The 26,784-nt window shown below is 50.5% G+C and carries 20 protein-coding genes; 16 read left to right on the top strand and 4 right to left on the bottom strand.

From position 1 onward, the window contains the following. Nucleotides 1-277: 277 nt before the first annotated feature. The 8 genes from ACFPYJ_RS15560 to argH all read left to right on the top strand — a co-directional run bounded on the left by ACFPYJ_RS15560 (nt 278) and on the right by argH (nt 9,667). A complete protein-coding gene (locus tag ACFPYJ_RS15560) occupies nt 278-1,234 on the top strand; it encodes a YitT family protein (RefSeq protein ID WP_379189074.1) in 957 nt (318 codons plus the stop codon). Nucleotides 1,235-1,402: 168 nt separating this feature from the next. Next, nucleotides 1,403-2,452, top strand: coding sequence for an N-acetyl-gamma-glutamyl-phosphate reductase (gene argC / locus ACFPYJ_RS15555; protein ID WP_379189073.1), 1,050 nt, complete (start codon nt 1,403-1,405; stop codon nt 2,450-2,452). A gap of 96 nt (nt 2,453-2,548) precedes the next feature. Next, nucleotides 2,549-3,790, top strand: coding sequence for a bifunctional ornithine acetyltransferase/N-acetylglutamate synthase (gene argJ, locus ACFPYJ_RS15550; protein ID WP_379189072.1), 1,242 nt, complete (start codon nt 2,549-2,551; stop codon nt 3,788-3,790). 34 nt (nt 3,791-3,824) lie between these two features. Beyond that, nucleotides 3,825-4,613, top strand: coding sequence for an acetylglutamate kinase (gene argB / locus ACFPYJ_RS15545; RefSeq protein WP_379189071.1), 789 nt, complete (start codon nt 3,825-3,827; stop codon nt 4,611-4,613). A gap of 18 nt (nt 4,614-4,631) precedes the next feature. Then, nucleotides 4,632-5,861: an acetylornithine transaminase gene (locus ACFPYJ_RS15540; RefSeq protein WP_379189070.1), complete on the top strand. Its 1,230-nt coding sequence runs from the start codon at nt 4,632-4,634 to the stop codon at nt 5,859-5,861. A gap of 34 nt (nt 5,862-5,895) precedes the next feature. After that, a complete protein-coding gene (argF, locus tag ACFPYJ_RS15535; protein ID WP_379189069.1) occupies nt 5,896-6,849 on the top strand; it encodes an ornithine carbamoyltransferase in 954 nt (317 codons plus the stop codon). Nucleotides 6,850-6,974: 125 nt separating this feature from the next. Then, entirely contained in the window at nt 6,975-8,213 is a 1,239-nt protein-coding gene (locus tag ACFPYJ_RS15530; RefSeq protein ID WP_379189068.1) for an argininosuccinate synthase, read from the top strand. A 38-nt stretch (nt 8,214-8,251) separates the two neighbouring features. Further along, entirely contained in the window at nt 8,252-9,667 is a 1,416-nt protein-coding gene (argH, locus tag ACFPYJ_RS15525) for an argininosuccinate lyase (RefSeq protein ID WP_379189067.1), read from the top strand. A gap of 116 nt (nt 9,668-9,783) precedes the next feature. Here argH and ACFPYJ_RS15520 read toward each other — a convergent pair whose 3' ends face one another. Continuing rightward, nucleotides 9,784-11,316, bottom strand: coding sequence for a VanW family protein (locus ACFPYJ_RS15520; protein WP_379189066.1), 1,533 nt, complete (start codon nt 11,314-11,316; stop codon nt 9,784-9,786). A gap of 274 nt (nt 11,317-11,590) precedes the next feature. Here ACFPYJ_RS15520 and ftsE point away from each other — a divergent pair, with 274 nt between their 5' ends. The 5 genes from ftsE (at nt 11,591) to ACFPYJ_RS15495 (ending at nt 17,696) form a co-directional block, all read left to right on the top strand. Next, nucleotides 11,591-12,277 carry a cell division ATP-binding protein FtsE gene (gene ftsE, locus ACFPYJ_RS15515; RefSeq protein ID WP_379189065.1) on the top strand — a complete coding sequence of 229 codons (687 nt, stop codon included), beginning with the start codon at nt 11,591-11,593 and terminating at the stop codon, nt 12,275-12,277. Then, complete coding sequence (gene ftsX / locus ACFPYJ_RS15510) at nt 12,267-13,184, top strand: permease-like cell division protein FtsX (protein ID WP_379189064.1); 918 nt, start codon at nt 12,267-12,269, stop codon at nt 13,182-13,184. The genes ftsE and ftsX overlap by 11 nt, the downstream gene beginning before the upstream one ends. Nucleotides 13,185-13,196: 12 nt before the next feature. Continuing rightward, nucleotides 13,197-14,372: a murein hydrolase activator EnvC family protein gene (locus ACFPYJ_RS15505; RefSeq protein WP_379189063.1), complete on the top strand. Its 1,176-nt coding sequence runs from the start codon at nt 13,197-13,199 to the stop codon at nt 14,370-14,372. A gap of 334 nt (nt 14,373-14,706) precedes the next feature. Continuing rightward, the gene (locus ACFPYJ_RS15500) at nt 14,707-16,176 is read left to right on the top strand and encodes a S41 family peptidase (RefSeq protein WP_379189061.1); all 1,470 of its coding nucleotides are present in this window, start codon (nt 14,707-14,709) and stop codon (nt 16,174-16,176) included. 218 nt (nt 16,177-16,394) lie between these two features. Continuing rightward, nucleotides 16,395-17,696: a serine protease gene (locus tag ACFPYJ_RS15495; RefSeq protein ID WP_379189060.1), complete on the top strand. Its 1,302-nt coding sequence runs from the start codon at nt 16,395-16,397 to the stop codon at nt 17,694-17,696. A 118-nt stretch (nt 17,697-17,814) separates the two neighbouring features. Here the strand turns inward: ACFPYJ_RS15495 and ACFPYJ_RS15490 are convergent, their stop codons facing one another. After that, complete coding sequence (locus ACFPYJ_RS15490) at nt 17,815-18,357, bottom strand: YflT domain-containing protein (protein WP_379189059.1); 543 nt, start codon at nt 18,355-18,357, stop codon at nt 17,815-17,817. Nucleotides 18,358-18,564: 207 nt separating this feature from the next. After that, the gene (locus tag ACFPYJ_RS15485; protein ID WP_379189058.1) at nt 18,565-19,125 is read right to left on the bottom strand and encodes an OmpA family protein; all 561 of its coding nucleotides are present in this window, start codon (nt 19,123-19,125) and stop codon (nt 18,565-18,567) included. Between the two features lie 287 nt (nt 19,126-19,412). Between ACFPYJ_RS15485 and uvrB the strand changes: the two genes are divergently transcribed. Together uvrB and uvrA are read left to right on the top strand one after the other, a co-directional pair. Beyond that, a complete protein-coding gene (gene uvrB / locus ACFPYJ_RS15480) occupies nt 19,413-21,416 on the top strand; it encodes an excinuclease ABC subunit UvrB (RefSeq protein ID WP_379189057.1) in 2,004 nt (667 codons plus the stop codon). A gap of 110 nt (nt 21,417-21,526) precedes the next feature. Beyond that, nucleotides 21,527-24,415 (top strand): excinuclease ABC subunit UvrA, encoded by a 2,889-nt coding sequence (uvrA, locus tag ACFPYJ_RS15475; protein ID WP_379189056.1) that lies wholly within the window; start codon nt 21,527-21,529, stop codon nt 24,413-24,415. Between the two features lie 149 nt (nt 24,416-24,564). Here uvrA and ACFPYJ_RS15470 read toward each other — a convergent pair whose 3' ends face one another. Then, nucleotides 24,565-26,181: a nitrite/sulfite reductase gene (locus ACFPYJ_RS15470; protein WP_379189055.1), complete on the bottom strand. Its 1,617-nt coding sequence runs from the start codon at nt 26,179-26,181 to the stop codon at nt 24,565-24,567. 294 nt (nt 26,182-26,475) lie between these two features. Between ACFPYJ_RS15470 and ACFPYJ_RS15465 the strand changes: the two genes are divergently transcribed. Beyond that, nucleotides 26,476-26,691, top strand: coding sequence for a hypothetical protein (locus tag ACFPYJ_RS15465; protein ID WP_379189054.1), 216 nt, complete (start codon nt 26,476-26,478; stop codon nt 26,689-26,691). The last annotated feature ends 93 nt before the right edge of the window (nt 26,692-26,784 follow it).

Here is a 26,784-nt window from a genome sequence, read left to right as displayed (position 1 = left end):
GATTGAATACCGGTGCGCGCTGGCAGCATAGCTTTTTTCTAATGTCTACTTGACAGGGGTATGACCAGGGTATGACCAATGAAGGTTTTTTTACATTCAAATATGACCTGCACTGCAGGCGATGAAAATTCCAAAACTGAATTTTGGAAAAAGCCCCGTTTTAAAATCATCAAAAGTTTTTTGCCTTTTCTGGTCATTCTAAGAAGAAGAAACTCAGCGGCCCGGGCGAAAGTCATCGACCGGCGTCTCTTCTAGAGGGAAGGGCGATGAAGCAGCGATGCCAGAGCAGTCAGACACTAATCTACATAATGAGAATCAAGGAACTGAACATGAAGATCATAACCGTACGCGGGCGGTTAACTCCTCAGGACGCAAGGAAAAACGCACAAGAAAGATCGGGCCGAAAGCCGAGTATGCGATAAGCTTTTTGCTGCTCGTGGCAGGTTCCTTTATAATTGCGGCTAGTTTTAATATCTTCTTAGTGCCCCTTGGGATCGCTTCAGGCGGTGTATCTGGCATCTCGATTCTGGTCAAGCGGATAACGGGATTTCCGCCTGCTTACACCCAATGGATCATTAACGTACCTCTCTTTTTCCTAGGGCTCTGGCTGCTCGGCAAACGGTTTGCACTGAAAACGGCATTAGGCTCGTTCCTGCTGCCGCTGCTTGTGCTGCTGACTTCACACTTTAAGCCGCTCACTGATAATGCGATGCTGGCTGCTCTGTACGGCGGCATTGGTGTCGGGGCCGGCCTTGGCCTTGTATTCCGCGGGCGCAGCTCGACCGGCGGCTTGGATTTGGCTGCACAGCTGCTTCACCGGTACACCGGTCTGCGGCTTGGCCTGGCTGTTGCATGCTTCGATGGGGTCGTGATTGCGGCAGCAGGTATTCTGATCGCACCGGAAAACGCTCTTTACGCGCTTGTCGGCTTATTCGCAACGAGCAAAACGATTGATTTTGTCCAGACGGGGCTGGCCGTGTCCAAAGTGGCTTTTATTATTTCGGATCAGCCGGCGGCAATCACTGCAGCGGTGCTTCATGATTTGGACCGCGGATTGACTCAGCTTGACGGAAAAGGCGGGTATACCGGCGAAGCGAGAACGGTGCTCATGGTTGTCGTCGGCAGGGGGGAAGTATCGAAGCTGAAGCAGCTTGTCCGATCGGTGGATGAAGGCGCTTTTGTTATCATTAGCGATACGACCGAAGTACTGGGTGAAGGGTTTAATTTACCTTAAATTGCACGGAGTAAGCGGGAGAAACGCAATGATTTTATTATTGTATTTATATGAATACGACTGTATAATAATACAAAGCAAAAGCTGATTTCTCTGCCCGTCCAAATCGTGTACAATGAAGGATGGAAACAACAGGGAGCCAGCAAGTACGGATGGGAGAGAACAATTATGAGTTCGAAAGTGAAAGTAGCGATTATCGGGTCGACCGGATACGGCGGCGTAGAGCTCATTCGGCTGCTCGCAAGTCATCCGCAGGCAGAAGTGACATCGGTCATTTCATCCTCAAGTGCAGGAGCGCCGATTGCGGAAGGATATCCGCATTTGACCGAGATTCGCACCGATCTATTGGATGATGTTGACCCGGCTCTTATTAAGAGCAAAGCGGATGTCGTCTTTATTGCAACTCCGGCAGGCGTTGCCGCGAAATTAGTGCCTTCCCTGCTCGAAGCGGGCTTGAAGGTCATTGATATTTCCGGTGATTTCCGGTTGAAGTCTCGTGATCAATACGAGAAGTGGTATAAGAAAGAAGCTGCGGACCAGCGTTATATTGATCAGGCGGTGTTTGGTCTTGCAGAGGTGTATGGGGAGGCTGTACGCGGGGTGGATTTCGTATCCAATCCGGGGTGTTTCCCGACAGCTACACTGCTTGGGCTTATTCCAGCGGTTAAAGCCGGCTTTATTGATCCTTCTACGATTATTATCGATGCCAAATCAGGCGTATCAGGCGCAGGACGCGGCGCTAGTCTGGGCACGCATTACTCCGAGCTTAATGAAAACTTCAAAGCTTATAAAATAAATAAACATCAGCATATTCCCGAAATCGAGCAGGTTCTCACGGATATTGCCGGAGAGCCGGTTGTCACCACTTTTACAACTCATCTCGTTCCGATGACACGCGGCATAATGAGCACGATGTATGCCAAAGTGAACGGCATGAAGTCAAACGAGGATTTTATCTCTCTCTATCGCAGCTATTATGAAGGGCGTTCATTCGTCCGTATTCGTCCTGAAGGGATCTGGCCGTCTACGAAGGAAGTTTGGGGTTCCAATTATTGCGATATCGGCTTTTCTGTCGATGAGAGAACAGGCCGCGTCACGATTGTATCGGTCATCGATAATCTCGTGAAGGGTGCTGCGGGGCAGGCGATCCAGAATATGAATCTCATGCTGGGTCTTGATGAAACGCTTGGTCTGCAGTTTGTGCCGGCTTACCCATAACCATACCTGTAACAGCAACCGCACAGCTATCCATCATTACCATGGGGCGATGCGGTCATGAATAACGAGATTAGTCGAAGGAGACTTGAACAAACAATGGGACAGGGGAATTCAACACCAGCCTACACGGTCGTGCCAGAAGGCTCAATCACGACCCCGAAGGGCTTTAAAGCTGCCGGCCTGCACTGCGGCTTGAAGAAAACAACGCGCCATGATCTGGGCGCTATCGTGTGTGAGGTGCCTGCTGCAGCGGCTGGCGTTTACACGACCAACGTATTTCAGGCAGCGCCGATTCTAGTAACGAAGGACAGTATAGGGGCTGGCGGCGTACTGCGCGCGCTTGTCGTCAACAGCGGCAATGCGAATGCCTGCACAGGCAAGCAGGGTGAAGCCGACGCTTACGAAATGCGCAGTAAATTTGCCGAAACGATCGGTGTTCCAGCGGAGCATGTCGCAGTTGCCTCGACAGGCGTCATCGGCGAATTGCTTAAGATGGACTGCGTTCGCGGCGGTATCGCCGAGCTCCCTGCACGGCTGGGATCGACCTACGAAGCAGCGGATGATTTTTGCCAAGCGATTCTAACGACAGATCTGGTCAAGAAGGAAGTTTGCGTGTCGGTTACCGTTGATGGCAGGACCGTCCATATTGCGGGCGCATCGAAAGGTTCAGGCATGATTCACCCTAATATGGCAACGATGCTCGGTTTTGTCACGACAGATGCGGCAATCGGCAGCGAAACGCTGCATAAGCTGCTCCGCCAGGCGACAGATCTGACTTTCAATATGATTACCGTTGATGGCGATACAAGTACGAATGATATGCTTGTTGCCATGGCGAGCGGCCTGGCCGAGAACCAAGAGCTGCAAGAAGGCCATCCGGATCTTGCAGCTTTCGCAGCAGGTCTTCGCTATGTATGTGAAGTGCTGGCCAAAGCGATCGCAAGAGACGGTGAAGGGGCAACGAAGCTCGTCGAGGTTCAGGTGCGCGGTGCGGTGAGTGACGAAGCGGCTCAGGCGATTGCGAAGACCGTTATCGGTTCGTCCCTTGTCAAATCCGCCGTATTCGGTGCAGATGCGAACTGGGGACGTATTATCGCAGCAATTGGACGTGCAGGTCAGCCCGTCAACCCGGAGACCGTCGATATCCGCCTTGGCGATATCGTCACACTTACACAGTCGCGTCCGGTTGTGTTTGACGAGGAAGCGGCGCTTGTTTATTTGAAGGGCGATACGGTGGTTATTCACGTTGACCTGAACATGGGCGAAGGCACAGCAACCGGTTGGGGCTGTGACCTGACTTATGATTATGTGCGCATCAATGCAGCATACCGCACATAATCCGGACTGAAGCAAAGAGGAGCGGACGACTAACGTGGAACAGCGATTTGTAATGAAATGCGGCGGCAGTACGCTTGCAGCGCTGCCGGCATCTTTTTTCGATGATCTGAGAGGTCTTCAAGAGCGTAATGTGAAGCCGGTTATCGTGCACGGCGGAGGCCCGGCAATCTCGGAGACACTGACGAAGCTTGGCATTGAGAGTGAGTTTGTAAACGGACTCCGTAAGACCAGCGACGAGGTGCTGGATGTTGTCGAGATGGTGCTTGCCGGACGGATTAATAAAGAGATTGTTCGCAAAATCCAGCAGAGCGGCGCCAAATCCATCGGGCTGTCCGGTGTGGACGGCAAGCTGATCATCGCGAAACCGGTCGCGAATTCGGCTGAAATCGGTTTTGTAGGCGATGTGACCGATGTGAATGCGGCGGTAATTGAGGGTATTATGGGGATGGGCTACATACCGGTCATTGCGCCGATCGGCATTGATGAACAAGGTCAGCGCTACAACATTAACGCGGATACGGCAGCTGGAGCGGTAGCATCCCATCTTGGCGTCGAGCGGATGATTGTGGTCACGGATGTACCCGGAATTCTAAAGACGGTCGACGGCGTGAAGAAGGTTCTTCCTACGGTCACTGTTGAAGAAATCGATGCGATGATCGCCAGCGGAGAAATTTATGGCGGCATGATTCCGAAGGTGCGGGCGGCTGTTAAATGCATCCAAGGCAAGGTGCGAGAGGTTATTATCGTTAATGGCGACGAGCCTGGCGTGCTGAGCAAAGCGGTTCTGGAAGGCGGAATCGGCACGCGTATTGTGCAAGCATAACAAGAGAGGTGATTGATAATGAGCGACTTGAACAAAGCGGCGGCATCATCGGTATTGGACGGGGCATCGAATTCTGCAGCTGGCGGATCGAATGCGAGCTCGCTATTTCCTACGTACGCCAGATATCCGATTGCGCTTGTCAAAGGCGAAGGCAGCTATCTGTGGGATGATAAAGGCAACAAATACTTAGATTTCATGTGCGGTCTTGCGGTCACGAACCTCGGACATTCACCGAAGAAAGTGAAGGAAGCACTGGTCAAACAGCTCGATGAACTCTGGCATGTATCCAATCTGTTTCACATCCCGAATCAAGAGGCAGCGGCCAAGCTGTTAACCGATAACAGCAGCGCGGACGCGGTGTTCTTCTGTAATTCCGGCGCGGAAGCCAACGAAGCGGCGATCAAGCTCGCCCGGCGTTATCACCAAAAGGTGCTCGGCAATGGCCGCAGCGAAATCATTACGTTCGAGCAATCCTTCCACGGACGGACATTGGCGACGCTGACTGCAACGGGGCAGGAGAAGGTAAAAGAAGGCTTCGGCCCGCTGCCGGAGGGCTTCCGCTACGTTCCGCTGCATGATAAAGCGGCTCTGGAGGCGGCTATTAGCGATAACACAGCTGCCATTATGATTGAGATGGTACAGGCAGAGGGCGGCGTTATCCCGGTTGACCCGGCTTTCGTGCATTATATTAACAAGCTTTGCAAAGAGCGCGGTCTGCTCCTTATCGTCGATGAGATTCAAACCGGTATGGGCCGTACAGGCAAGCTGTTCTCCTTTGAGCATTACGGGATTGAACCGGATATTTTCACCTTGGCAAAAGGGCTGGGCAGCGGCTTCCCGGTCGGCGCGATGCTGGCCAAAGCGGAGCTCATCCCGGCTTTCACGGCAGGCAGCCACGGCTCCACATTCGGCGGAACGCCGATTGCGACCGCGGTTGTGAAGGCGACCGTCGAAACGATCGTTGGTGATCGTCTGTCCGAGCGCGCGGCTGAGGTCGGTGAATACCTCCACAAGCAGCTTCAGGAGAAGCTCGCCGGCAACTCTGTCGTTACAACCATTCGCGGCAAAGGGCTGATGATCGGGATTGTATGCACGAAGCCTGTAGCAGATATCATTGCAGAAGGTCAGAAGCGCGGACTTCTGGTTGTCAGTGCAGGACCGAACGTGGTCCGGCTGCTGCCTAGCTTGCTGGTCACGCATGCGGAAATTGATCAGGCGGTTAACATACTCGCGTCCATTATTGTGTAATCCATAGGCAGCGACTACAGAAGGAGGAACGACCATGACATTATTAAAGGAAGAGCTGGCGGTCAACTTGAGGGGGCGTGACTTCATCGAGCTTGTCGATTACAAGCCGGAGGAAGTTCGTTACTTGATCGATCTTGCCATAGAACTTAAAAACAAACAGAAGGCGGGCGAGATCTTCCACCCGCTTCAGGGCAAAACACTTGGAATGATTTTTGAGAAGTCTTCCACGCGTACCCGTGTTTCCTTCGAAGTAGGCATGTACCAGCTCGGCGGACATGCGCTGTTTCTAAGCGGCAATGATCTGCAGATCGGCCGTGGAGAAACGATTTCGGATACCGCGCAGGTATTATCGCGTTACCTGGACGGCATCATGATCCGTACTTATGCGCATCGCACGGTTATTGAGCTTGCACGCGGCGCTACGATCCCGGTTATTAACGGGCTGACGGATTTGGCCCATCCTTGTCAAGCGCTTGCCGACTATCAGACGGTGCTTGAGCATAAAGGCCGGCTCGAAGGCTTGAAAATCGCCTATATCGGCGATGGCAATAACATGGTGCACTCTCTGATGATGGGTGCCGCCAAGCTCGGCATGCATATTTCCGTAGCAACTCCGGAAGGCTACGAGCCGGATGAGGATATCATTCAGCTGACCGAGGAGCATGCTGCGGAGACGGGCTCCACCATTCATATTTGCCGGGATCCGAAGGAAGCCATTGCGGATGCGGACATTGTGTACAGCGACGTATGGGCGAGCATGGGCTTTGAGGCGGAGCAGAAGGAGCGGGAGCTTGCTTTTGCAAACTATCAAGTCAATGAAGCGCTTGTGAAGTACGCAAAGAGCGATTATCTCTTCATGCACTGTCTGCCTGCGCACCGCGGCGAAGAAGTGAGCGAGGGTGTTATCGACGGCAAACACTCGATTATTTTCGACCAGGCAGAGAATCGTCTGCATGCTCAGAAAGCCATTATGGCTGCAATTATGTAGTCCTGTAGTCCATCCCTGATTAAGGGCGAGAGCGGCGGATGAAGCCCGCTTTAAGCGCATAACTTGAGTTGACCAAGCGGCGGTTAGCCGACAATTTATCTATATAAGGAGCGTTAAGAGACAAGATGGCTAAGGAAAAAATCGTACTCGCATACTCAGGCGGTCTGGATACGTCTGTTATTTTGAAATGGTTGAAAGAAACCTATGATGCAGAAATCATCGCATTTACGGCGGATATCGGACAGAAGGACGAGCTGGACGGCCTGGAGGCAAAAGCGCTTGCAACCGGCGCATCCAAAGTGTACATCGACGACCTTCGCGATGAGTTTGCACAGGATTTTATTTACCCGATGTTCCAATCCGGCGCTTTGTATGAAGGCCAATACCTGCTCGGCACCTCCATTGCGCGTCCGCTAATCGCGAAGCGCATGGTCGATATCGCCCGTGCAGAGGGCGCAACGGCAATTGCCCACGGCGCTACAGGTAAAGGGAATGACCAAGTGCGCTTCGAGCTTACAGCAGCGGCGCTTGCCCCGGACATCAAAGTCATCGCGCCATGGCGCAGCGAAGAATTCCGCGATCAGTTCCCGGGCCGCGCGGAGATGATCGCTTATGCGGAGAAACATAATATTCCGGTACAGGCATCGGCGTCTAAGCCGTACTCGATGGACCGCAACCTGCTGCATATCAGCTTCGAGAGCGGCGTGCTGGAAGATCCATGGTTCGATCCGAGCTCGGATGAGAACAAAGGCATGTTCGTACTCAGCGTGGCACCTGAAGATGCACCGGATCAGTCGGAATATGTGGAGCTTACGTTCGAAGCGGGTAACTGTATTGCCGTGAACGGCCAGAAGCTTAGCCCGCTTGCGGTTATGGAGAAGCTCAATGAGCTCGGCGGCAAGCATGGTATCGGCCGTGTCGATATGGTTGAGAACCGGTTTGTGGGGATGAAGAGCCGCGGCGTCTATGAGACTCCAGGCGGTACGATTCTGTTTACTGCGCATCGCAAGATGGAATCCCTCACGATGGACCGCGATGTGATGCATCTTCGTGATTCCCTTATTTCCAAATACGCAACGCTTGTTTATAACGGCTTCTGGTTCGCGCCTGAGCGTCTTGCTCTGCAAGCACTCGTGTCCGAAAGCCAAAAGAACGTCAGCGGCGTTGTTCGTTTGAAGCTGTACAAAGGCAATGTAATCGGGGCCGGCGTGAAGAGCCCTGTCAGCCTCTATAACCCGGATATCGCAACGATGGAAGCTGATCCTTCCAAAGCGTATGATCAAGGGGATGCAACAGGTTTCATTCATCTTAACGCATTGCGCCTTAAAGTATCCTCCGGCGTGGAGCAAAGCAAGAAGCAATAGGATTCGTGCAAGCAGCGAAATAAAGGAGTGTACCAGAAGTGAGCAAATTGTGGGGCGGCCGGTTTACGAAGAAAACCGATCAATTGGTTGAGGAATATACAGCGTCCATTCTGTTCGATAAAGAACTGGCAGAGGAAGACATCCAAGGCAGCATCGCACATGTCATGATGCTGGGCAAGCAGGGCATACTGCCGCTGGACGACGTGGAGAAAATCAAAGATGGTCTTCACCGCGTATTGCAGCGGATTCACCGCAATGATATCGAGTTTTCTATTTCCGATGAAGATATTCATATGAATATCGAAAAAACGCTGATCGACGACGTAGGTCCGGTCGGCGGCAAGCTCCATACCGGGCGCAGCCGTAACGACCAGGTAGCAACAGACATGCATTTATGGCTGCGCAAACGCGTCGTTGAGTTTGTCGATCTGCTGCACAAGCTGCAAGCTGCGCTGGTGGAGCAGGCCAAAGCGAATCTTGATACGATTTTGCCGGGTTATACGCATCTGCAGCGGGCACAGCCGATTCTTTTCGCCCATCATATGATGGCCTATGTATCGATGTTCGGGCGAGACATTGAGCGCCTGCAGGACAGCTACAAGCGGATTAATATGCTGCCGCTGGGAGCAGGGGCGCTCGCGGGAACGACGTTCCCGATCGACCGCCATTATGTGGCGAGCCAGCTCAAATTCGACCGTGTCTACGAGAACAGTCTGGATGCAGTCAGCGACCGTGATTTTATTCTCGAATTTCTCTCCCATGCGTCGATTATCATGATGCACTTGTCACGGATCAGTGAAGAGCTGATTATGTGGTCCAGCACAGAGTTCCACTTCGTGGAGCTGGATGATGCGTTCTGTACGGGCAGCAGCATAATGCCGCAGAAGAAGAACCCGGATGTGCCTGAGCTTGTACGCGGTAAGACCGGACGGGTTTATGGCAATCTGATCGGACTTCTAACGGTGCTCAAATCACTGCCGCTCGCTTATAACAAAGATATGCAGGAAGACAAAGAAGGCATGTTTGATACGGTTCGTACGCTTCAAGGGGCGCTTCAGCTGTTCGCGCCAATGATCGCGACGATGAAGGTCAACAAAGACCGGATGCGCCAAGCCGTTAATCAAGACTTCTCCAATGCGACTGACATTGCGGATTTCCTTGTTGGCAAAGGCCTGCCGTTCCGCCAAGCGCACGAGGTCATTGGCAAGACCGTGCTCTACTGCATTCAGCAGGGCAAGTACCTGCTCGATCTTACCCTGGACGAGTTCAAGCAATTCTCGAAGCTGTTTGATGACAGAATCTACAGCGTTCTGCAGCCGGAGAACGTTGTAAACGCGCGTAATGTTTACGGCGGTACAGCAACCGCTCAAGTCTCGGATGCTATTGGCCGTGCAGAGGCGGAGCTTGAGAAAACAGCGGCTTGGACGAAGGAATATATCGAACGCAGCCGGTAAGATGCAAGTGTCTGCGAGGCAATAGATTAAAGGCTGTTCCAGCTCAACGCAATCGTTGAAAGCCGGAACAGCCTTTTTGTTTGTTATAGTCAGGTGAAAGCCATCTGCAGCGCACATTACTCCGCCACCCCGTCCTCCAACAGTTTTTCCCCCTTCGGGATTCCGCCTTTGGGTGCTCCTGATCCAGGTGAAATGCCGTATACCGTCGGCTGTGCCTTGTAAGTATCCCGTGAAATTCGCTCGCTTGATATTTCTTTCCCATTCTTCATCAGTGTACGGTAGGTTTCTACGATATAGCCGGATCTGCCTAGGGACAGAAGCAGTCTTTCGCCAGGCTGGACCATGGAGGTCGGGATTTCTTTTACAGGTGGTTCTATAGTTGCGATCGTCTTCGATTTAATGGAGTAGCTCACGTTTGCAGGCATCGTGCCGAACAGCTTCACTGTCAGTTTTCGGCCGCTAACCTCAGTCTGGATTATGATAGATTTGCCGGTCGTATTCTTGAAGCGAAAGTTAATCGCGCCCTCAGCGAACGTCGCATCCTGCCCTTTGGGCAAATAGGAAACGGGAAGAGAATGGTTGCGCCGTTCGACCATATGCAGTCCGGCTAAGAGCGCCGCATTATACAGCGTGCTCGATACTTGGCAGATTCCGCCTCCGATGCCGGGCACCAGCTCACCATTGAGGATAACCGGCGCCTGCCGATAACCATACTGCTTGCTCGTAAGCGTGATCACTTTGCTGTAATCAAACACCTCTCCAGGAGCAAGCTCCCAGCCATTCAAAGTCTTCGCCGTCATGCTCACATTGTAGGCTCGTCCAGCCCCGCTTGTCGAGAAGTCAGTGGTGAAGGAGGTGATCTTCCGTTCAATCCCCTGTGCTTTGAGCCGCTCGAGTGTGAATTCGGGATGGATAAGCTTAACCGCCAGAGGCAATGTGACGGAGAGCTTCTTGTTTGCTGCTCCGGCATCCCCCTGAGGCGCTGGGGCCCAATCCTTGGCGATAATGGCTTCCACAGCCTGAACTGATTTTGTGAAGAGACTCTCTGTATCCAACCGGTAAACATCCGTATGCGGTGTATAAATGATTTTATCGTCTTTTGTGATCGTACGCGTGGCGTTAATCGGCTCATTCGCATTCAGATATCCCCACTGCCCCGTTATTGCTTTGAGAAAGGTCTGCTTGTTCCAGCGCACTTCGATATGAAGCGTCTTTGGAAACTGCAGACGGTATTTGGCTTTCTCCCATACCCCGCCTTGCTGAAGCTTCAGAATGGCCGCCGCCGCTTCCTTCGTATCGACATGCAGGCCAAGCTCCGCTAAGGTCCAGGTTTTCTTCTGTCCCCCCGTTTGATTGGCTTGTACGGTAAGCGGCACATGCTCCAGCCTTTCTTGCCGCTGCGAGAGCTCTTGCAGTGCGGTCTGGACAGCAAGTCCACCAAAAGCAAACGATGCGCCGCTTTTCAACAGCATTTCATGCTTATTGACCGGTTCTGAAGCTTGATTAATGGGGCTGCCGCTTTGGATTGTCAATTGAACGCCCTCGGGGATCGAATTCCGCGCCGCATAGATCCAGAAAAACCCCCAAATGACTGAGCTTAGGAGGAGAAGGGAAACCACAATGATTAAGATTAGATGCAATTTTTTCATAATCGCTATCACCTCGCCGCGCATGTTGTTACATGTATATGCGAGTGGATATTATTTTCTGCCTCCAAGTGCAGAAGAGTATTTGTCCGATCGGATCACATTTGGATAAAAACGGAATACAAAATGCCTTTAGCCGACATGGCAAAATACGAACGATTGTCGAAAAAAGTGCATCATTAGAAATATGAAAATTGCAGAATGTGGGACTTTTGTAGAGGATTCGCTGAGTTTATGTCGAATACTTAAAAGCTGACTACCTACAGGATGTGATAATGTGATTGAACTGCAAGACGTCTGGAAGACATACGCAGATGGAACGCATGCCCTGCGCGGCGTTTCTGTTCTTATAGACCGCAATGAGTTTGTTTATTTAGTTGGACCCTCCGGTGCCGGGAAATCAACTTTCATGAAGCTGATCTACCGGGAGGATGTCCCGACTAAAGGCCAAATCTCTGTTAACGGTTTTAACATTGGCAAATTAAGGCCTCGTAAGATCCCGTTTGTCCGTCGTAATATCGGCGTTATTTTCCAAGATTACCGTCTGCTTCCGAAGCTTACGGCATATGAGAACATCGCTTTTGCCATGGAAGTGATTGAAGCACCGCGCCGCATTATTAAGAAGCGGACGATGGAGGTGCTGGAGCTGGTCGGGCTCAAAAACAAACAAAACAGTCTGCCCCAGCAGCTCTCCGGCGGTGAGCAGCAGCGGATCGCCATTGCCCGTGCAATCGTCAACAATCCGGCAGTTATCGTCGCGGATGAGCCTACGGGCAACCTGGACCCGGAAACCTCGTGGGGAATTATGAATCTGCTTGAAGAAATTAATTTTCGCGGAACAACAATCGTAATGGCTACGCATAACAGAGAAATCGTCAACACCTTGCGCAAGCGCGTTATTGCGATAGAGAGCGGCCTTATCGTCCGTGACGAGGCTAGAGGGGAGTACGGCTATGAAAGTTAGCACCCTTCTCAGGCATCTGCGCGAAGGCATCCTGAATATTGTCCGCAATGGCTGGATGACATTTGCATCGATAAGCTCGATCGTCATCTCCCTCTTTATATTAGGCGTCTTCCTGCTTCTGGCGCTGAACGTTAACAATCTGGCGGACCAAATCGAGAATGAAGTGCAGATTCGAGTCTTTCTTCAATTGAATACCACTCAGGCCAAGATTGACTCGCTCAAGAACGAAATCGGCAATATTCCGGAAGTAAGCAAAGTTACCTTTGTATCCAAATCAGAAGGATTAGAGCTTCTCCGCAAGAACATCGGCACGGACGGCGAAGACCTGCTTGAAGGCTATAGCGATACGAATAATCCGCTGCCGGATTCCTTCACGGTGGAGGTGTTTGAACCGCAGAATATCGCTTTTGCAGCCAAGAAGATCGACGCCATTAATAAGGCAGACACAAGCACGCCGATTAAGAGTGTGAAGTATGGGAAAGGCACCGTCGAATCGTTATTCAAAATAACGAACGCTGTCCGCAATATCGGGCTGGTTATCGTTGCAGGACTTGGAATAACGGCGATGTTCCTTATCTCGAACACGATTAAGATTACGATTATCGCGCGCCGGCGTGAAATCGGAATTATGAAGCTCGTTGGGGCCACCAACAATTTTATTCGCTGGCCGTTCTTTATTGAAGGTGCGCTGATCGGCATGATTGGCTCGATCATCACCATTGCGCTGCTGCTGTTCGGATATTCTCAGCTTGTTGAAGTTTCTCAGTTCCAGCTCGGATTAATGATGATTAAGCTCATAACTCTGAAGGAAGTTGGCTTCCTTATTTCCGTGCTGCTGCTTAGCCTCGGTACGATCATTGGAATCTGGGGCAGTACCTTATCGGTTCGCAAATATCTAAAGGTGTAGGTGAGGGTAAACGTGAAAAAAGGACTTGCCGTCTTAGTCATTATTATTTTTGCCGGGTATATTTTCCAGCCGTTCACAGGTGAAGCCTCTTCACAGGTTGATAAAATTAACAGCGAACTTGAGAAAGTCCGCAAAGAAATGCAAGCGGCTTCCCATAACCGTAACCAAGCGGATAAAGACAAGCAGTACGCGCTTGCAATGAAAGAGAAGACAGCCCAGTCCGTCTCTGAAATTGTTGCCCAACTCAACGAGGTGGGAACCCACTTAAGTAACGTGCAGGGACAAATTGATGATACCGAAGCCAGCCTCCAGCAAGCAGGAGCGGATTTGCAGGCTGCGGAAGAGAGGCTTGTTACGCGTGATAAGCTGCTGCAATCGCGTGTCCGGCTTTTGTATACGAACGGATTTGTTTCTTATTTGGATGTCTTGATGAGCTCGACAAGCTTCAGTGATTTCCTGGATCGCGCGGATTCACTGCAATCGATTCTTGGACAAGATCAAGATATTCTGGAGGCTCACAAGAAAGACAAGGCCATGGTCGCCCAGAAGAAGCAGGAAATTGAGAAGTCTCTTGCAGATGTGAAACAAATGTACGCCAAGCTCGATGATTATAATTCACTTCTCAAGGACAAAGAGAATCAGAAGGAAGTCATGATCCTTCAGTATAAAGATAAAGCCGAGGAGCTTGAGGAAATCAGTGAAGAGCAGGAAGATCTGCTGATGAAGCTGGCCAAGAAAGTATCGGACCTGGAGAAGAAGAAGAAAAACAGTGTGAAGATATACTATACGGGCGGTAAGCTTGGAATGCCTCTTCAAGCGTCTTATCGTCTATCCTCGCCGTTCGGTTATCGGATTCATCCGATAACGGGCAGGAAGAAGCTTCATGCAGGTATGGATATGGCTGTGCCGAAGGGCACGTCGATCTATGCGGCGGAGTCCGGAGTTGTAATCGTGGCGCAGTGGTGGAACGGCTACGGGAACTGCGTTATAATTGATCATGGGGGCGGGTTATGGACCGTTTATGGACATATCCGCAACGGTGGAATTCAGGTCGAGAAGGGCCAGAAGGTTAAACGCGGCCAGAAGATTGCGGAAGTTGGAAGTACAGGGGATTCGACAGGGAACCATTTGCATTTCGAGGTTCGATTGAATGAAAAAGCAGTGAATCCTGCTCCTTATCTTAAATAACAGCGGATGATCTTTCATCCGCGATCATGATGCCGCACCCAAGATGCAAATAATTGGGTGCGGCTTGTCATATACTAGGAGAGTTGTGACTTGGGGTGAACATGAAGCGAATGCTTCGGGATAGTAATTACTCGGAGCATTCGCTTCGAGTGCAAAGCTAAGCGAAAGCTTCCAGGGTTGTATGACTCCAAGCTTTTGCTTAGAGTGTAAAGCTAAGCGAAAGCTTCCGGGTTGTATGACTCCAAGCCTTCGCTTAGAGTGTAAAACTAAGCGCTGCTTCCGAGGTCGTTTCATCCAAGCATGCGCTTAGAGTCAAACTTAAGGTGGTGTTTACGTGCAGTTCAAAGGGCGTACGGTGGCGGCTTTTGTATTACTTACGATGGCAGCATCCGTACTTGTGACACTGACGTTGGCTGACCGCTGGATCGCTCTTGGCAGCAGCGGTTCTCCGGCTGATGTGGCAGCCTCAGAGTCGGCTGGGCAGGAAGGGCTTAGCGAGAAGGAGCTCAGCAAGCTGAATACAGTCATGGCGCTAATTGAAACCAAATATTTTCGCGAGGTGGATCGTGCAAAAGTTATAGACGGGGCGGTTACGGGGATGATGGGGGCACTGGGTGATCCCTATTCCGTCTATATGGAGAAGCAGGTCGCTCAGCATTTCTCGGAATCCATTGAGGGCTCATTTACGGGTATAGGCGCAGGTGTGGCGCTCAAGGACGGCAAGATCACGATCGAATCCGCGATCAAGGGCTCACCTGCAGAACGTGCAGGCATTCTTCCCAATGATGTGCTGCTCACCGTGAATGGAGAGAAGCTTGACGGTACTTCTCTGACAGATGCTGTGGCCAAAATCCGTGGTCCTAAAGGCTCCAAGGTTAAACTTACGATCCAGCGTGAAGGCGTTTCTCAGCCGGTGCATCTGACGATCGTTCGCGATGATATTGATTACGAGACGGTATTTGCTCATTTGCGGAGTGATGGTGTCGGGATTATCGAAATCCGTCAATTCTCCATGAATACAGGGGAGCGGTTCACAGAAGAATTAGCGAGCCTTGAGAAGCAGGGGATGAAAGGGCTGATCATCGACGTTCGGGGTAATCCGGGCGGCGTTCTGCCTGTCGTCGTTTCCGTGGCGCAGCCTTTCGTGCCGAAGGGGCAGCCGATCGTTCAAGTGGAAGATAAGAGCGGTCACCGCGAGAAAACGTTGTCTGCCGGCGGAGGCAAGAAATATCCCATTGCTGTCCTAATGAACAAAGGCAGCGCCAGTGCATCCGAAGTGCTGGCTGGTGCGCTTCAAGAAGAGGCTCATGCTGTTCTGGTGGGCGAGACCTCTTTTGGCAAAGGGACTGTTCAGGTCAGCTATGAAAAAGCAATGGCAGATGGCAGTCTGATCAAAATGACAATTGCCAAATGGCTGACGCCGCTTGGCAACTGGGTCCATGAGAAAGGGCTTAAACCGGATGTGCAGGTGCTGCTGCCGGACTACTACACGGTAGTGCGAATGTCCAAGACGAAGACACTCGTCCGTGATTCCATCGACGAAGATACGAAGAGTCTGCAAATTATGCTTGGCGGCTTAGGCTACAAAGTCGACCGTAAAGACGGTTATTACAGCGCAGATACGGAAGCGCAGGTCAAGGCATTCCAGAAGGCTGCCGGACTTCCGATTACCGGTAAAACGGACAAGAATACAGCGCAGAAGATCGAAGATCAGCTTGGACAGCAAATTAAAGAAGACAAAAATGATACGCAGCTGAACAAAGCCGTACACGTTCTTCAGCAGAAGCTCAGCGCGGCATCATAAAGCTGGCAGGATAATGGCGGGTAGATGTCGAATAGATAGAAGGTTGGACCTGCGGAAGTTATCGCGGTACGGCCTTCTTTTTTTGTTAACAGTGAAGAAACATGCATGGCCTCATAAGGATGACGCCGGACGGGTGCAGGATTTCGCGTGAACCGGTTTGCGTACATAGGATGGTCGTTTCTTCTTACTACTTCTCAGCCAAGAGGGAGTGGAAGCGTTTGGACATAGCGTTAGAATTGCTCCGGCAAGCAGGCTCAGCTGCTCTGGGGTTGTTAATATCACCTTTTTATTACGTTGCAGTGCTGCTTATCATGCTTCAGTACATGAGGCAGACCCGTTTAGAGCGCAAGCTGTTTCATGTTAAGCTTCATGCTTGGCCAAGAACGCTTGGCAGGATGATGATCGCCGGTTTAGTCGTTGGTGTAATTATGACCTGCGCCGGATTATTCCTCGGCGTTTCGGTGACCGCAGAGGCGGTCTTATGGATGTGGGGGACAGCTGCTGTTCTTGCCGTTATCCGGGTTCGTTATCTATGTTTTGCTTACAGTGTCGGTTTACTTGGGGTTCTTCAGTGGGTGCTCGGTTTTACCTCGCTCCCGGAGCGAAGCGGCTGGCTGGGACAATTGGCAGCATCCTTAAGCAAGCTGGATATCGCGGGGCTGCTCGTACTTGTTGCGATTATGCATCTGGCTGAAGCTCTGCTTGTTCGCTGGCAGGGGGCAAGATTCTCAAGTCCCTTGTTCCTGGAAGGGAAGCGGGGGAAGCTCGTTGGCGGGTTTATGCTTCAGGGGTATTGGCCGGTGCCAATGCTTATGCTGGTGCCGACAGCTGCCGGTCACGGGTCAGATTTAATCCTGCCTTGGTCGACGTGGTTTGGAGACAGCTCCTTGTGGAGCAGCGGGTTCACGATGATTGGTTTTCCGATGATGATCGGGTTCACGGAGATGACCCGGACCATGCTGCCGCAGGCTAAAGCGAGAAGCGCTTCGCAAGCGCTGCTTATCTACGGTCTTTGTCTCGGCGCAGTTGCTGTCGGTGCTGCGTATTGGTCACCGCTGACGCTTGCAGCTGCGATCTGTTCTCTGCTGCTGCATGAAGCGATTCTTCTAGTAAGTCTGTTTAAAGAAACAACGACCAGCCCGTATTTTGTTCATGATGAACGGGGGTTGCGGGTATTGGCGGTAATACCGGGAACACCGGCCGAATCCATGGGTATTCTGTCAGGCGAGGTGCTCCATAAGGTTAATGGGAGACGAATTCATTCGAAGGAAGGGCTCTATGATGCGCTGCATCTTAATCCTGCCTTCTGTAAGCTTGAGGTGCTGAATCATGAGGGACAAATCAAATTTGTTCAGCGGGCGCGGTATGCAGGTGAGCATCATCAGCTTGGGGTCATCCTCGCACCGGATGATAAGGCGGACTATTATGCTGCCTCAAGTCCTGTGTCCTTGTTTGATATCATTTGGCGAAGACGCACGGCAAGACGCAGAGAGCCATCTTCTAGAGCACTAAATAAATAAACAAAAAGGCCGAAATGCTCTAAGCGGGATTCGGCCTTTTTGTGCTAGGATCAGCAGCAGGTATTAACTTGGTTCTCTGAGATGCGATTCTAAGCTTTGTGACAACCCGCATGTCATCTTACCTGTTTCTGTTCGTCGTTCCTGCTCCATACATTGGGTCATAAGAGGCGGCGTTCAAAGAGTTGTTCGTGCGGAACGTATCGTATACGGAATGATCACGTTCTGCGCGGGAATCAACCAGAACCAATATTCGTCCGTCATTCACGTAATCGTTATATGCATGGGCTTCATCCTCTGGAATCCCCAATCCAATTAAACCGCCGACCAATCCGCCTGCGCCTGCTCCTGCAACGGCGCCGGTCAGGGTGGCTACGATCGGGCCGGCCGCAAGAATGGGTCCGATTCCAGGGATAGCAAGAAGCCCGATTCCGGCTAACAATCCTGTAATTCCGCCAAGGACACCTCCTGTTGCCATGCCCGTAGCAGTGCCTTCAGGCGCCTTAGTACCGGTTTCTTCCGTTACCGCTTCAAGGTCCTCCCGGTTCTTGCTTATAATCGATATTTCATCGGATGTGTAGCCTTCTCTTTTTAAGCCTTCAATAGCTCTAATCGCCTCAGCTTCGGAATCAAATACACCTACGATTTTTTTGTTGGCATCCATACAAACAACCTCCTAAGAATAGGTGCTGAACCTCGCGGTCCGCCTTCCATCAAAACATAAGTTAGAGTGGTAACGGCTGTGTTTCTGTGCTAAGCCTACTTACCCGCTTGGCTGGGATATAAACCTGATTGATAATTTCTGGGGGCAGGTGACAGCTTTCAAGGATACAAAAAAACCAGCCATTACTAATAGCCGGTCGATCATTGATTATTTTAAATCCAAATGATGAAGTACGGTAATTTCTACACGCCGGTTCTTCTGTTTGTTTGCATTTATCGTGTTGGGTACAACAGGGCGGGTATCCCAATAACCGGCAATTTTAAATTTCTTGGGCTCAATCTTTGCTTGATCCACAAAATAACGCAGAACCGACAGCGCTCGTCCGGCCGACAGCTCCCAGTTGTCCTGGAAGGCACCGCCAGGCTGAATGGCCAGATTATCGGTATGGCCTTCAATGCTGATTGTATGATGGAGTGTTTTGAATAAGCTGGCCAGCTTGCCCAGGACGGGCATCGCCATATCGACAATGCGGTCCACCATCTCGTAAGGATTGGTTGATGTGTTTCGAAAAGCATGACGAAGCTCATCTGGAATCTGCTTCAATCTAGATAATGGAAAACTTACAGCAGTAGCAGCGAAGGTGCCGCCGAATACGATGAGCAAGGCGGTTTTTTCAACGAGACTTTCCGCATGCCCGCCTTCCCATATAAACCCGAAAAACAATGCCGCAATCCCTGCAGCAATACCGACAATTGTTGTAATATCCATTTGAACCGTTCACGCCCCATTTTCTTGATATGAACAACGCTTTACCGATTGAGGATCGTTCTGGCTGCCAGTAACCTACGATTGCATCGGGCACACAAAATCTGTATAATTAATGGGAACACATATTCTTATGCTGTCGATGCATCAATCGGAAGGCAGCTGTTTTGCGTCTTTGATGCGAAAGAATCTATTTTTGACAGATCCTTGTCTATTTTATCGGTACAATTGGGTATACAAATTAATAGGCCTTTATTCATAGAACGAAGAGGATTGGGGTGTAAATTGGCATGGTTGAGAAGGAAAAGGAGCAGGGAAGGCTTTTTGAACTCAAATCGGATTATTCGCCGCAGGGCGATCAGCCGGGAGCAATCCGTCAGCTCGCTGAGGGCGTGAGAGCAGGAGCGAGGCATCAGACGCTGCTTGGTGCAACAGGAACGGGGAAGACCTATACCATTGCGAATGCCATTGCGGAGTTGAATCGCCCAACGCTCGTTATTGCGCACAACAAGACACTTGCCGCGCAGCTTTGCAGTGAGTTTAAGGAATTTTTTCCGAATAATGCTGTCTCTTATTTTGTCAGCTATTACGACTACTATCAGCCTGAAGCCTACATCCCTTCTTCAGATACGTACATCGAGAAAGATTCGAGCATTAATGAAGAGATCGATAAGCTTCGTCACTCGGCGACCAGCTCGCTGTTCGAGCGCCGGGATGTTATTATCGTAGCCAGCGTCTCCTGCATATACGGTCTTGGTTCACCGAAAGAGTACGGAAGTCTCGTGCTAAGCCTGCGTACAGGAATGGAGAAATCACGGGAGCAGATTCTGCATAAGCTGGTCGACATTCAATATCAGCGGAATGATATCAATTTTGCGCGGGGGACGTTCCGCGTAAGGGGCGATATCGTTGAAATCTTCCCGATTGCCAACAATGAGCGGGCCATTCGCGTTGAGCTGTTCGGAGATGAAATTGAACGGATCACGGAGATTGATGTCCTTACAGGGGAAATCGTCGGCGAACGCGACCATGCCGCCATATTCCCGGCATCTCACTTCGTTACCCATGAGGAAACGATGAAGCTTGCGCTTAAGGATATCGAAGCGGAGCTGGAGGAACGGCTCGCCGAGCTGCGCGAACAAGGCAAGCTGCTGGAGCTTCAGCGTTTGGAGCAGCGGACGCGGTACGATCTGGAAATGATGCATGAGATGGGCTTTTGTTCCGGCATCGAGAACTATTCCGGCCCTCTTACGTTCAGGGAACGCGGCGCAACACCTTATACGCTGATGGATTATTTCCCGAAGGATATGCTTGTCGTTATCGATGAGTCTCACGTGACTCTGCCGCAAATCAGAGCCATGTACAACGGAGACAGGGCGCGTAAGGAAGTATTGGTGAACCACGGTTTCCGTCTTCCGTCCGCGATGGATAACCGTCCACTTCGGTTTGAAGAGTTCGAAGAGAAGGACAATCAGATTATATATGTTTCGGCAACGCCTGGCCCCTATGAGCTGGAGAAATGCCCAGACATGGTACAGCAGATCATTCGCCCGACGGGGCTGCTCGATCCGGTTATTGAAGTACGCCCGACGAAGGGTCAAATTGATGATTTGCTCACAGAAATTCGTGATCGAATCGCCAAGGACGAGCGCGTATTGGTTACGACGCTCACCAAGAAGATGTCGGAGGATCTGACGGATTATTTGAAGGAAGTCGGCATTAAGGTAAGGTATCTTCATTCGGATATCAAAACCTTGGAGCGGCTGGCCATATTGCGGGATTTGCGGCTTGGCACCTTCCATGTCCTCGTTGGAATTAACCTGCTAAGGGAAGGTTTGGACTTACCGGAGGTCACGCTCGTTTCGATTCTTGATGCGGACAAAGAAGGCTTCCTGCGTTCGGAGCGTTCACTGATTCAGACCATCGGGCGTGCCGCCCGTAACGCAGACGGACGCGTTATTATGTACGGGGATAAGATAACGGATTCCATGGCAAGCGCTATTCGAGAGACGGAACGCCGCCGCTCGATCCAGATTGCCTACAATGAGAAGCACGGCATAACACCGCAAACGATTCGCAAGAAGGTTCATGCGGTTATTGAAGCCACGAAGGTTGCGGAGCAGAAGAGCGATTACCTCACTGGATTCGGTGTTGAGAAAATGTCCAAGAAGGATCGCCATTCTCTCGTACAGCGGCTAGAAGCCGAAATGAAGGATGCGGCGAAGAACCTCCAGTTCGAACGCGCTGCAGAGCTGCGGGACGCCTTGCTTGAGCTGAAAGCGGAGATGGGTTAGCACCAGATCCGGGTAGATTCGAATGGGATTGGCATAAGGGTATGGAGCTGACAATCGGAGGGCTGTATTCAACACGCGCCCTTTGATTGCAGTATAGGAGGGATACGAAGTTGGCCATCGATTCAATTATTATCAAAGGGGCGAGAGCCCATAATCTCAAAAATATTGACGTTACGATTCCGCGGGATAAATTTGTCGTGCTTACCGGGTTAAGCGGATCGGGCAAGTCGTCATTGGCTTTCGATACGATTTATGCGGAAGGGCAGCGCCGTTATGTGGAGTCCTTATCTGCCTATGCGCGTCAGTTTCTTGGTCAGATGGAGAAGCCGGATGTCGACTCCATTGAAGGTCTTTCGCCGGCCATATCGATTGATCAGAAGACGACAAGCCGTAATCCGCGTTCGACAGTCGGGACGGTAACAGAGATTTATGATTATCTTCGTCTCTTATTCGCCCGTGTAGGCAAGCCTCATTGCCCGGAGCATGGCATCGAGATAACCTCCCAGACCGTAGAGCAGATGGTTGACCGGATTATGGAATATCCGGAGAAGACAAGGCTGCAAATATTGGCTCCGATTGTATCGGGCCGAAAAGGCGAACACAGCAAACTGCTTGCTGATATTCAGAAGCAGGGCTTCGTTCGGGTGCGCGTTAATGGCGAGCTGCGCGAATTAAGCGAGAAGATCGAGCTGGAGAAGAATAAGAAACACAGCATAGAAGTTGTGGTGGACCGGATCGTCGTGAAAGAAGATATTCAGACACGTCTTGCCGATTCATTAGAAACAGCACTTAAGCTGGCCGGCGGTCAAGTTCTGGTAGACGTGATGGACAAGGAAGAGCTGATGTTCAGCTCCTCGCTGGCTTGCCCCGTTTGCGGCTTCAGCATAGATGAGTTAGCGCCGCGGATGTTCTCGTTCAACAGTCCGTACGGCGCTTGCCCGGATTGCGATGGTCTGGGAGCCAAGATGATTGTCGATCCGGATCTGCTTGTGCCTAATTCGAGTAAATCAATTGAAGAAGGAGCGTTTGAAGCATGGGCAGGCAGCACTTCGAACTATTATCCGCAGTTCTTGGACGCGGTTTGCCAGCATTTCAAAATCCCTAAGAATATTCCGGTCAGCGAGCTGACGGCGGAACATATGAAGAAGCTGCTGTATGGAACAGGCGGCGAACGCGTACGGTTCCGTTATGAGAACGATTTTGGCCATTCCAAGGAAGCCTTAGTACCGTTCGAAGGGATTGTTAACAATCTGGAGCGTCGTTACCGGGAAACCGGCTCCGATGGCATACGTGAGCATATCGAGCAATACATGAGCGCTAAGCCATGCGGGGGCTGTAAAGGCAATCGTCTGCGTAAAGAAAGCTTGGCAGTTACAATCGGCAAAGAGAATATCGCGCATGTTACCGGACTTTCTATAGGTGCGGCAGAGCGGTTCTTTGATACCCTTGAACTCAGCGAGAAGGATCGTACGATCGCAAATTTGATTCTCAAAGAAATCAACAGCCGTCTGGGGTTCCTGGTAAACGTTGGACTGGAATATCTTTCTCTCAATCGCGCGGCGGGAACACTGTCCGGCGGGGAGGCACAGCGTATCCGTCTGGCTACCCAAATCGGCTCAAGCTTGATGGGCGTTCTCTATATTTTGGATGAACCGAGCATCGGCCTTCACCAGCGGGACAACGACAAGCTGATTAAGACGCTTGAGCATATGCGTGATCTCGGTAATACTCTTATCGTCGTTGAGCATGATGAGGATACGATGCTGGCCTCAGATTACATCATTGATATTGGACCGGGAGCGGGCATCCATGGCGGTCAAGTTGTATCGATGGGGACGCCGCAGGAGGTTATGGAGGACGAGCAATCGCTGACGGGAGCTTACCTGAGCGGGCGCAAATTCATTCCAGTACCGCTTAAGCGTCGACCGACAACAACGGAGAAGTGGCTTGAAATTAGAGGGGCTAAAGAGAATAATCTCAAAGGAATTCATGTGAAAATACCGCTTGGCGTTTTCACGGCAGTCACCGGTGTATCCGGATCGGGCAAATCAACCCTGGTAAACGAAATTCTGTACAAGGCTTTGGCTCGCGATTTGAACAAAGCGAAGACCCGCCCCGGAGAGCATAAAGAAATCCGCGGTCTCGAGAATCTAGAGAAGGTGATCGAGATCGACCAGTCACCGATTGGCCGTACACCGCGTTCTAACCCTGCTACGTACACGGGCTTGTTTGATGATATTCGTGATGTGTATGCCAATACGAATGAATCGAAAGTCCGGGGGTACAAGAAGGGCAGATTTAGCTTTAACGTGAAGGGTGGACGCTGCGAAGCATGCCGAGGCGACGGAATCATCAAAATTGAGATGCATTTCCTGCCGGATGTCTATGTACCTTGTGAAATTTGCAAGGGCAAACGCTACAATCGTGAAACGCTTGAAGTGAAATATAAAAGCAAGAGCATCGCTGATTTGTTGGAGATGACGATAGAGGATTCCTGTGAGTTCTTCAAGAATATCCCGCGGATTCACCGCAAGCTCCAAACGCTGTTTGATGTGGGTCTAGGCTATATGAAGCTTGGACAACCGGCAACGACGCTCTCAGGCGGCGAAGCGCAGCGTGTGAAGCTCGCAGCAGAGCTTTATCGCAGAAGCACAGGTAAGACCTTGTACATTCTGGATGAGCCTACCACGGGCTTGCATGTGGATGACATTGACCGTCTGTTGGTCGTCCTGCATCGCTTAGTGGATTCAGGTGAATCTGTACTTGTCATTGAGCATAATCTGGATGTTATCAAAACAGCGGATTATCTGGTAGACCTTGGGCCAGAAGGCGGTAATGGCGGTGGAACCATCGTTGCTACCGGAACTCCGGAAGCAGTAATTAAAGCACAGGATTCTTACACAGGCCATTATCTGAAGCCCGTACTCGAGCGTGACCGCGAGCGTACGATTCAGCAGCAGCGGGCAGCCGAGAGTGTGGCTGCAGGCGTTGCCGATTAGCCGATTATGATTTGAATCAGGAAAGACCCCCTCAGGGATCGCCTCGTACACTCAAGTGGAGAGGCGATCCTCGAAGGGGGTTTTTTTGTTAAGGTACGCGTAAATACAAAAAAACAAGACCAAGCAAGCTTGGTCTTGTTATACATCATCTATGCGGTTACTGCCAAGATAGCAGTCAGTTTCTCTTGGAATGCCGGAACTCCCACTCGTAGAACAAATTGGTGGAAGGTCTCGCCCGCTTGGCGTTCTTCCTTATAGAAAGTGATTAGTTGTGCTAATACACCGGCAATATCATCGCCTTTAACACGGCCCTTCAACGCTTGGTTGAACATAGCTCCTGGCCCGAGAATACCGCCTACAGCGATATCGAATGCATCGACCATGCCATCAGGTGTTTTTACAAGTGCGCCTTGTAAGCCGATATCCGCGATATGCTTCTGACCGCAAGCATTTGGACAGCCGATGAAGTGGATACGAATTTTCTCATCCAGATCGATATGCTCATCCAAATATTCTGCAACGCGGCGAGCACGCTCCTTGGTTTCGACAACAGCAAGGTTACAGAATTCATTCCCTGTGCAAGATACCGTACGGCTCATGAATGGTTTCGCACTTGGGGATAGACGCTGCAGGACAGGCGCTTGAAGTGCTTCTTCGATTTTGTCAGTCGGGATGCCGGCAAGTATGATGTTTTGGGACATCGTTGTACGAATCGTACCGTCACCGTATTTATCTGCAACATCAGCCAGCTGTTCCAATTCATCGGAATTCGTACGGCCAACGGGAACGTTAAGACCGATGAAATTCAAGCCTTCTTGTTTTTGCGGAAATACGCCATCGTAGTAAACGGCGTTCCAGCCAACCACTTTGCTTTCACCTTTAGAAGGCATAGCACCGATGATCTCGATCAATTTATCAAGGAATTTCTCTGGGCCCCAATCGGCCATAAGGAATTTCAAACGAGCTTGGTGACGCTTCTCGCGGTAACCGTAGTCACGGAAAATTTCTGTAACGCCTTTGGCAACCTTCAGTACTTCTTCCGGGCGGACGAAGATATCAAGCTCTTTGGCAAGATGCGGTTTAGCAGACAAGCCGCCGCCTACGAAAGCATGAAAGCCGATTACTTCTTCCCCGTCGATAACTTTTGTTGCAGGTACGAAAGCAAGATCGTTGATCTCTGCATGCGCATTGTTATAAATATTGGATGAAATTGACATTTTATATTTACGCGGCAGATTGGAATAATCACGGTTCATCAGGAAGAAGTCATTGACTTCTTCAACAATAGCACGTGTATCCATCAGCTCGTCTGTGTCGATACCGGCAAGCGGGTTACCAACGATCGTACGCGGGCAATCGCCGCAAGCTTCGTAGGAATAGAGACCAACAGCTTCAAGACGGTTGAAAATATCAGGAAGGTTCTCTACGCGCAGCCAGTGATATTGAATAGCCTGGCGGGTAGTGACGTCAATCAGATCACGTCCGTAATCACGGCCGATGGAAGCAATTGCGCGAGCTTGCGCAGTTGTAATAATACCAGTGTTAATCCGGATACGCATCATGAAATGGCCATCACGCGGTTTTTGCTCATAAACGCCAGCCCATTTGAAGCGGTTCATATCATCTTCAGGGATGGAATCATAACCCTCGTTTGAATATTTATCGATGATTGTGCGAATAACATCAAGACCGTCTTTTTCTGCTTTAACGAACTCAAATTTATTCAATTTGGATGGATCTTTCATCCAAACAGCTTCATAAGCCATTAGTTTATTGCCTCCTCAAATTTATGCTTCGGTGATCATACGGATAATCCGTGCGACCCAGGTATGAATATGCTACAAGAATGGTATCATATTTTGCTGTAACGAACAATGAAATGGGGTACTTACAACTATAAGTTTTTATTATACAATACATACACAAGGTTTATAATAATAATACGATTCGCAAATTGGTGACAAACTTGTTACGATTCACATCAGATACTTGCATCGTGAGCGTGATGAGGATAACATTAGTTAATATAGGCTATGTGCGAAAATGAAGGAGGTCCCTCTATGTATCTTGCAGAAGCAGCTGCAGCCACACTAACAAAGTTTGATCCAATGGATATTCTGATGTTGTTATTCACAGTTGTTATATTTATCGGTTGGGTTCGCCTGCTGATGGCCCGTCCGAAGAAGAATGTCTTTGCGATCGGTTTTGCAACAGTTTCCCTTGCGGTATTCCTGTTTGCAAACTACGTAATGATCTTCAAAGTATGGTTAGCTTAGGCTAATATTCGATACTTAGAATATGCCATTCGTAAGCCGCCGAAATCTTGAGCGCTCAAGATTTCGGCGGCTTTTTTCGTATGGTTTGACTCA

Origin of the sequence: Paenibacillus solisilvae (assembly GCF_042656405.1) — a bacterium.
GTDB lineage: Bacteria > Bacillota > Bacilli > Paenibacillales > Paenibacillaceae > Paenibacillus_Z > Paenibacillus_Z solisilvae.
Note: the sequence above shows the minus strand (reverse complement) of the source record. Positions and strands in the feature narration are given on the sequence as shown.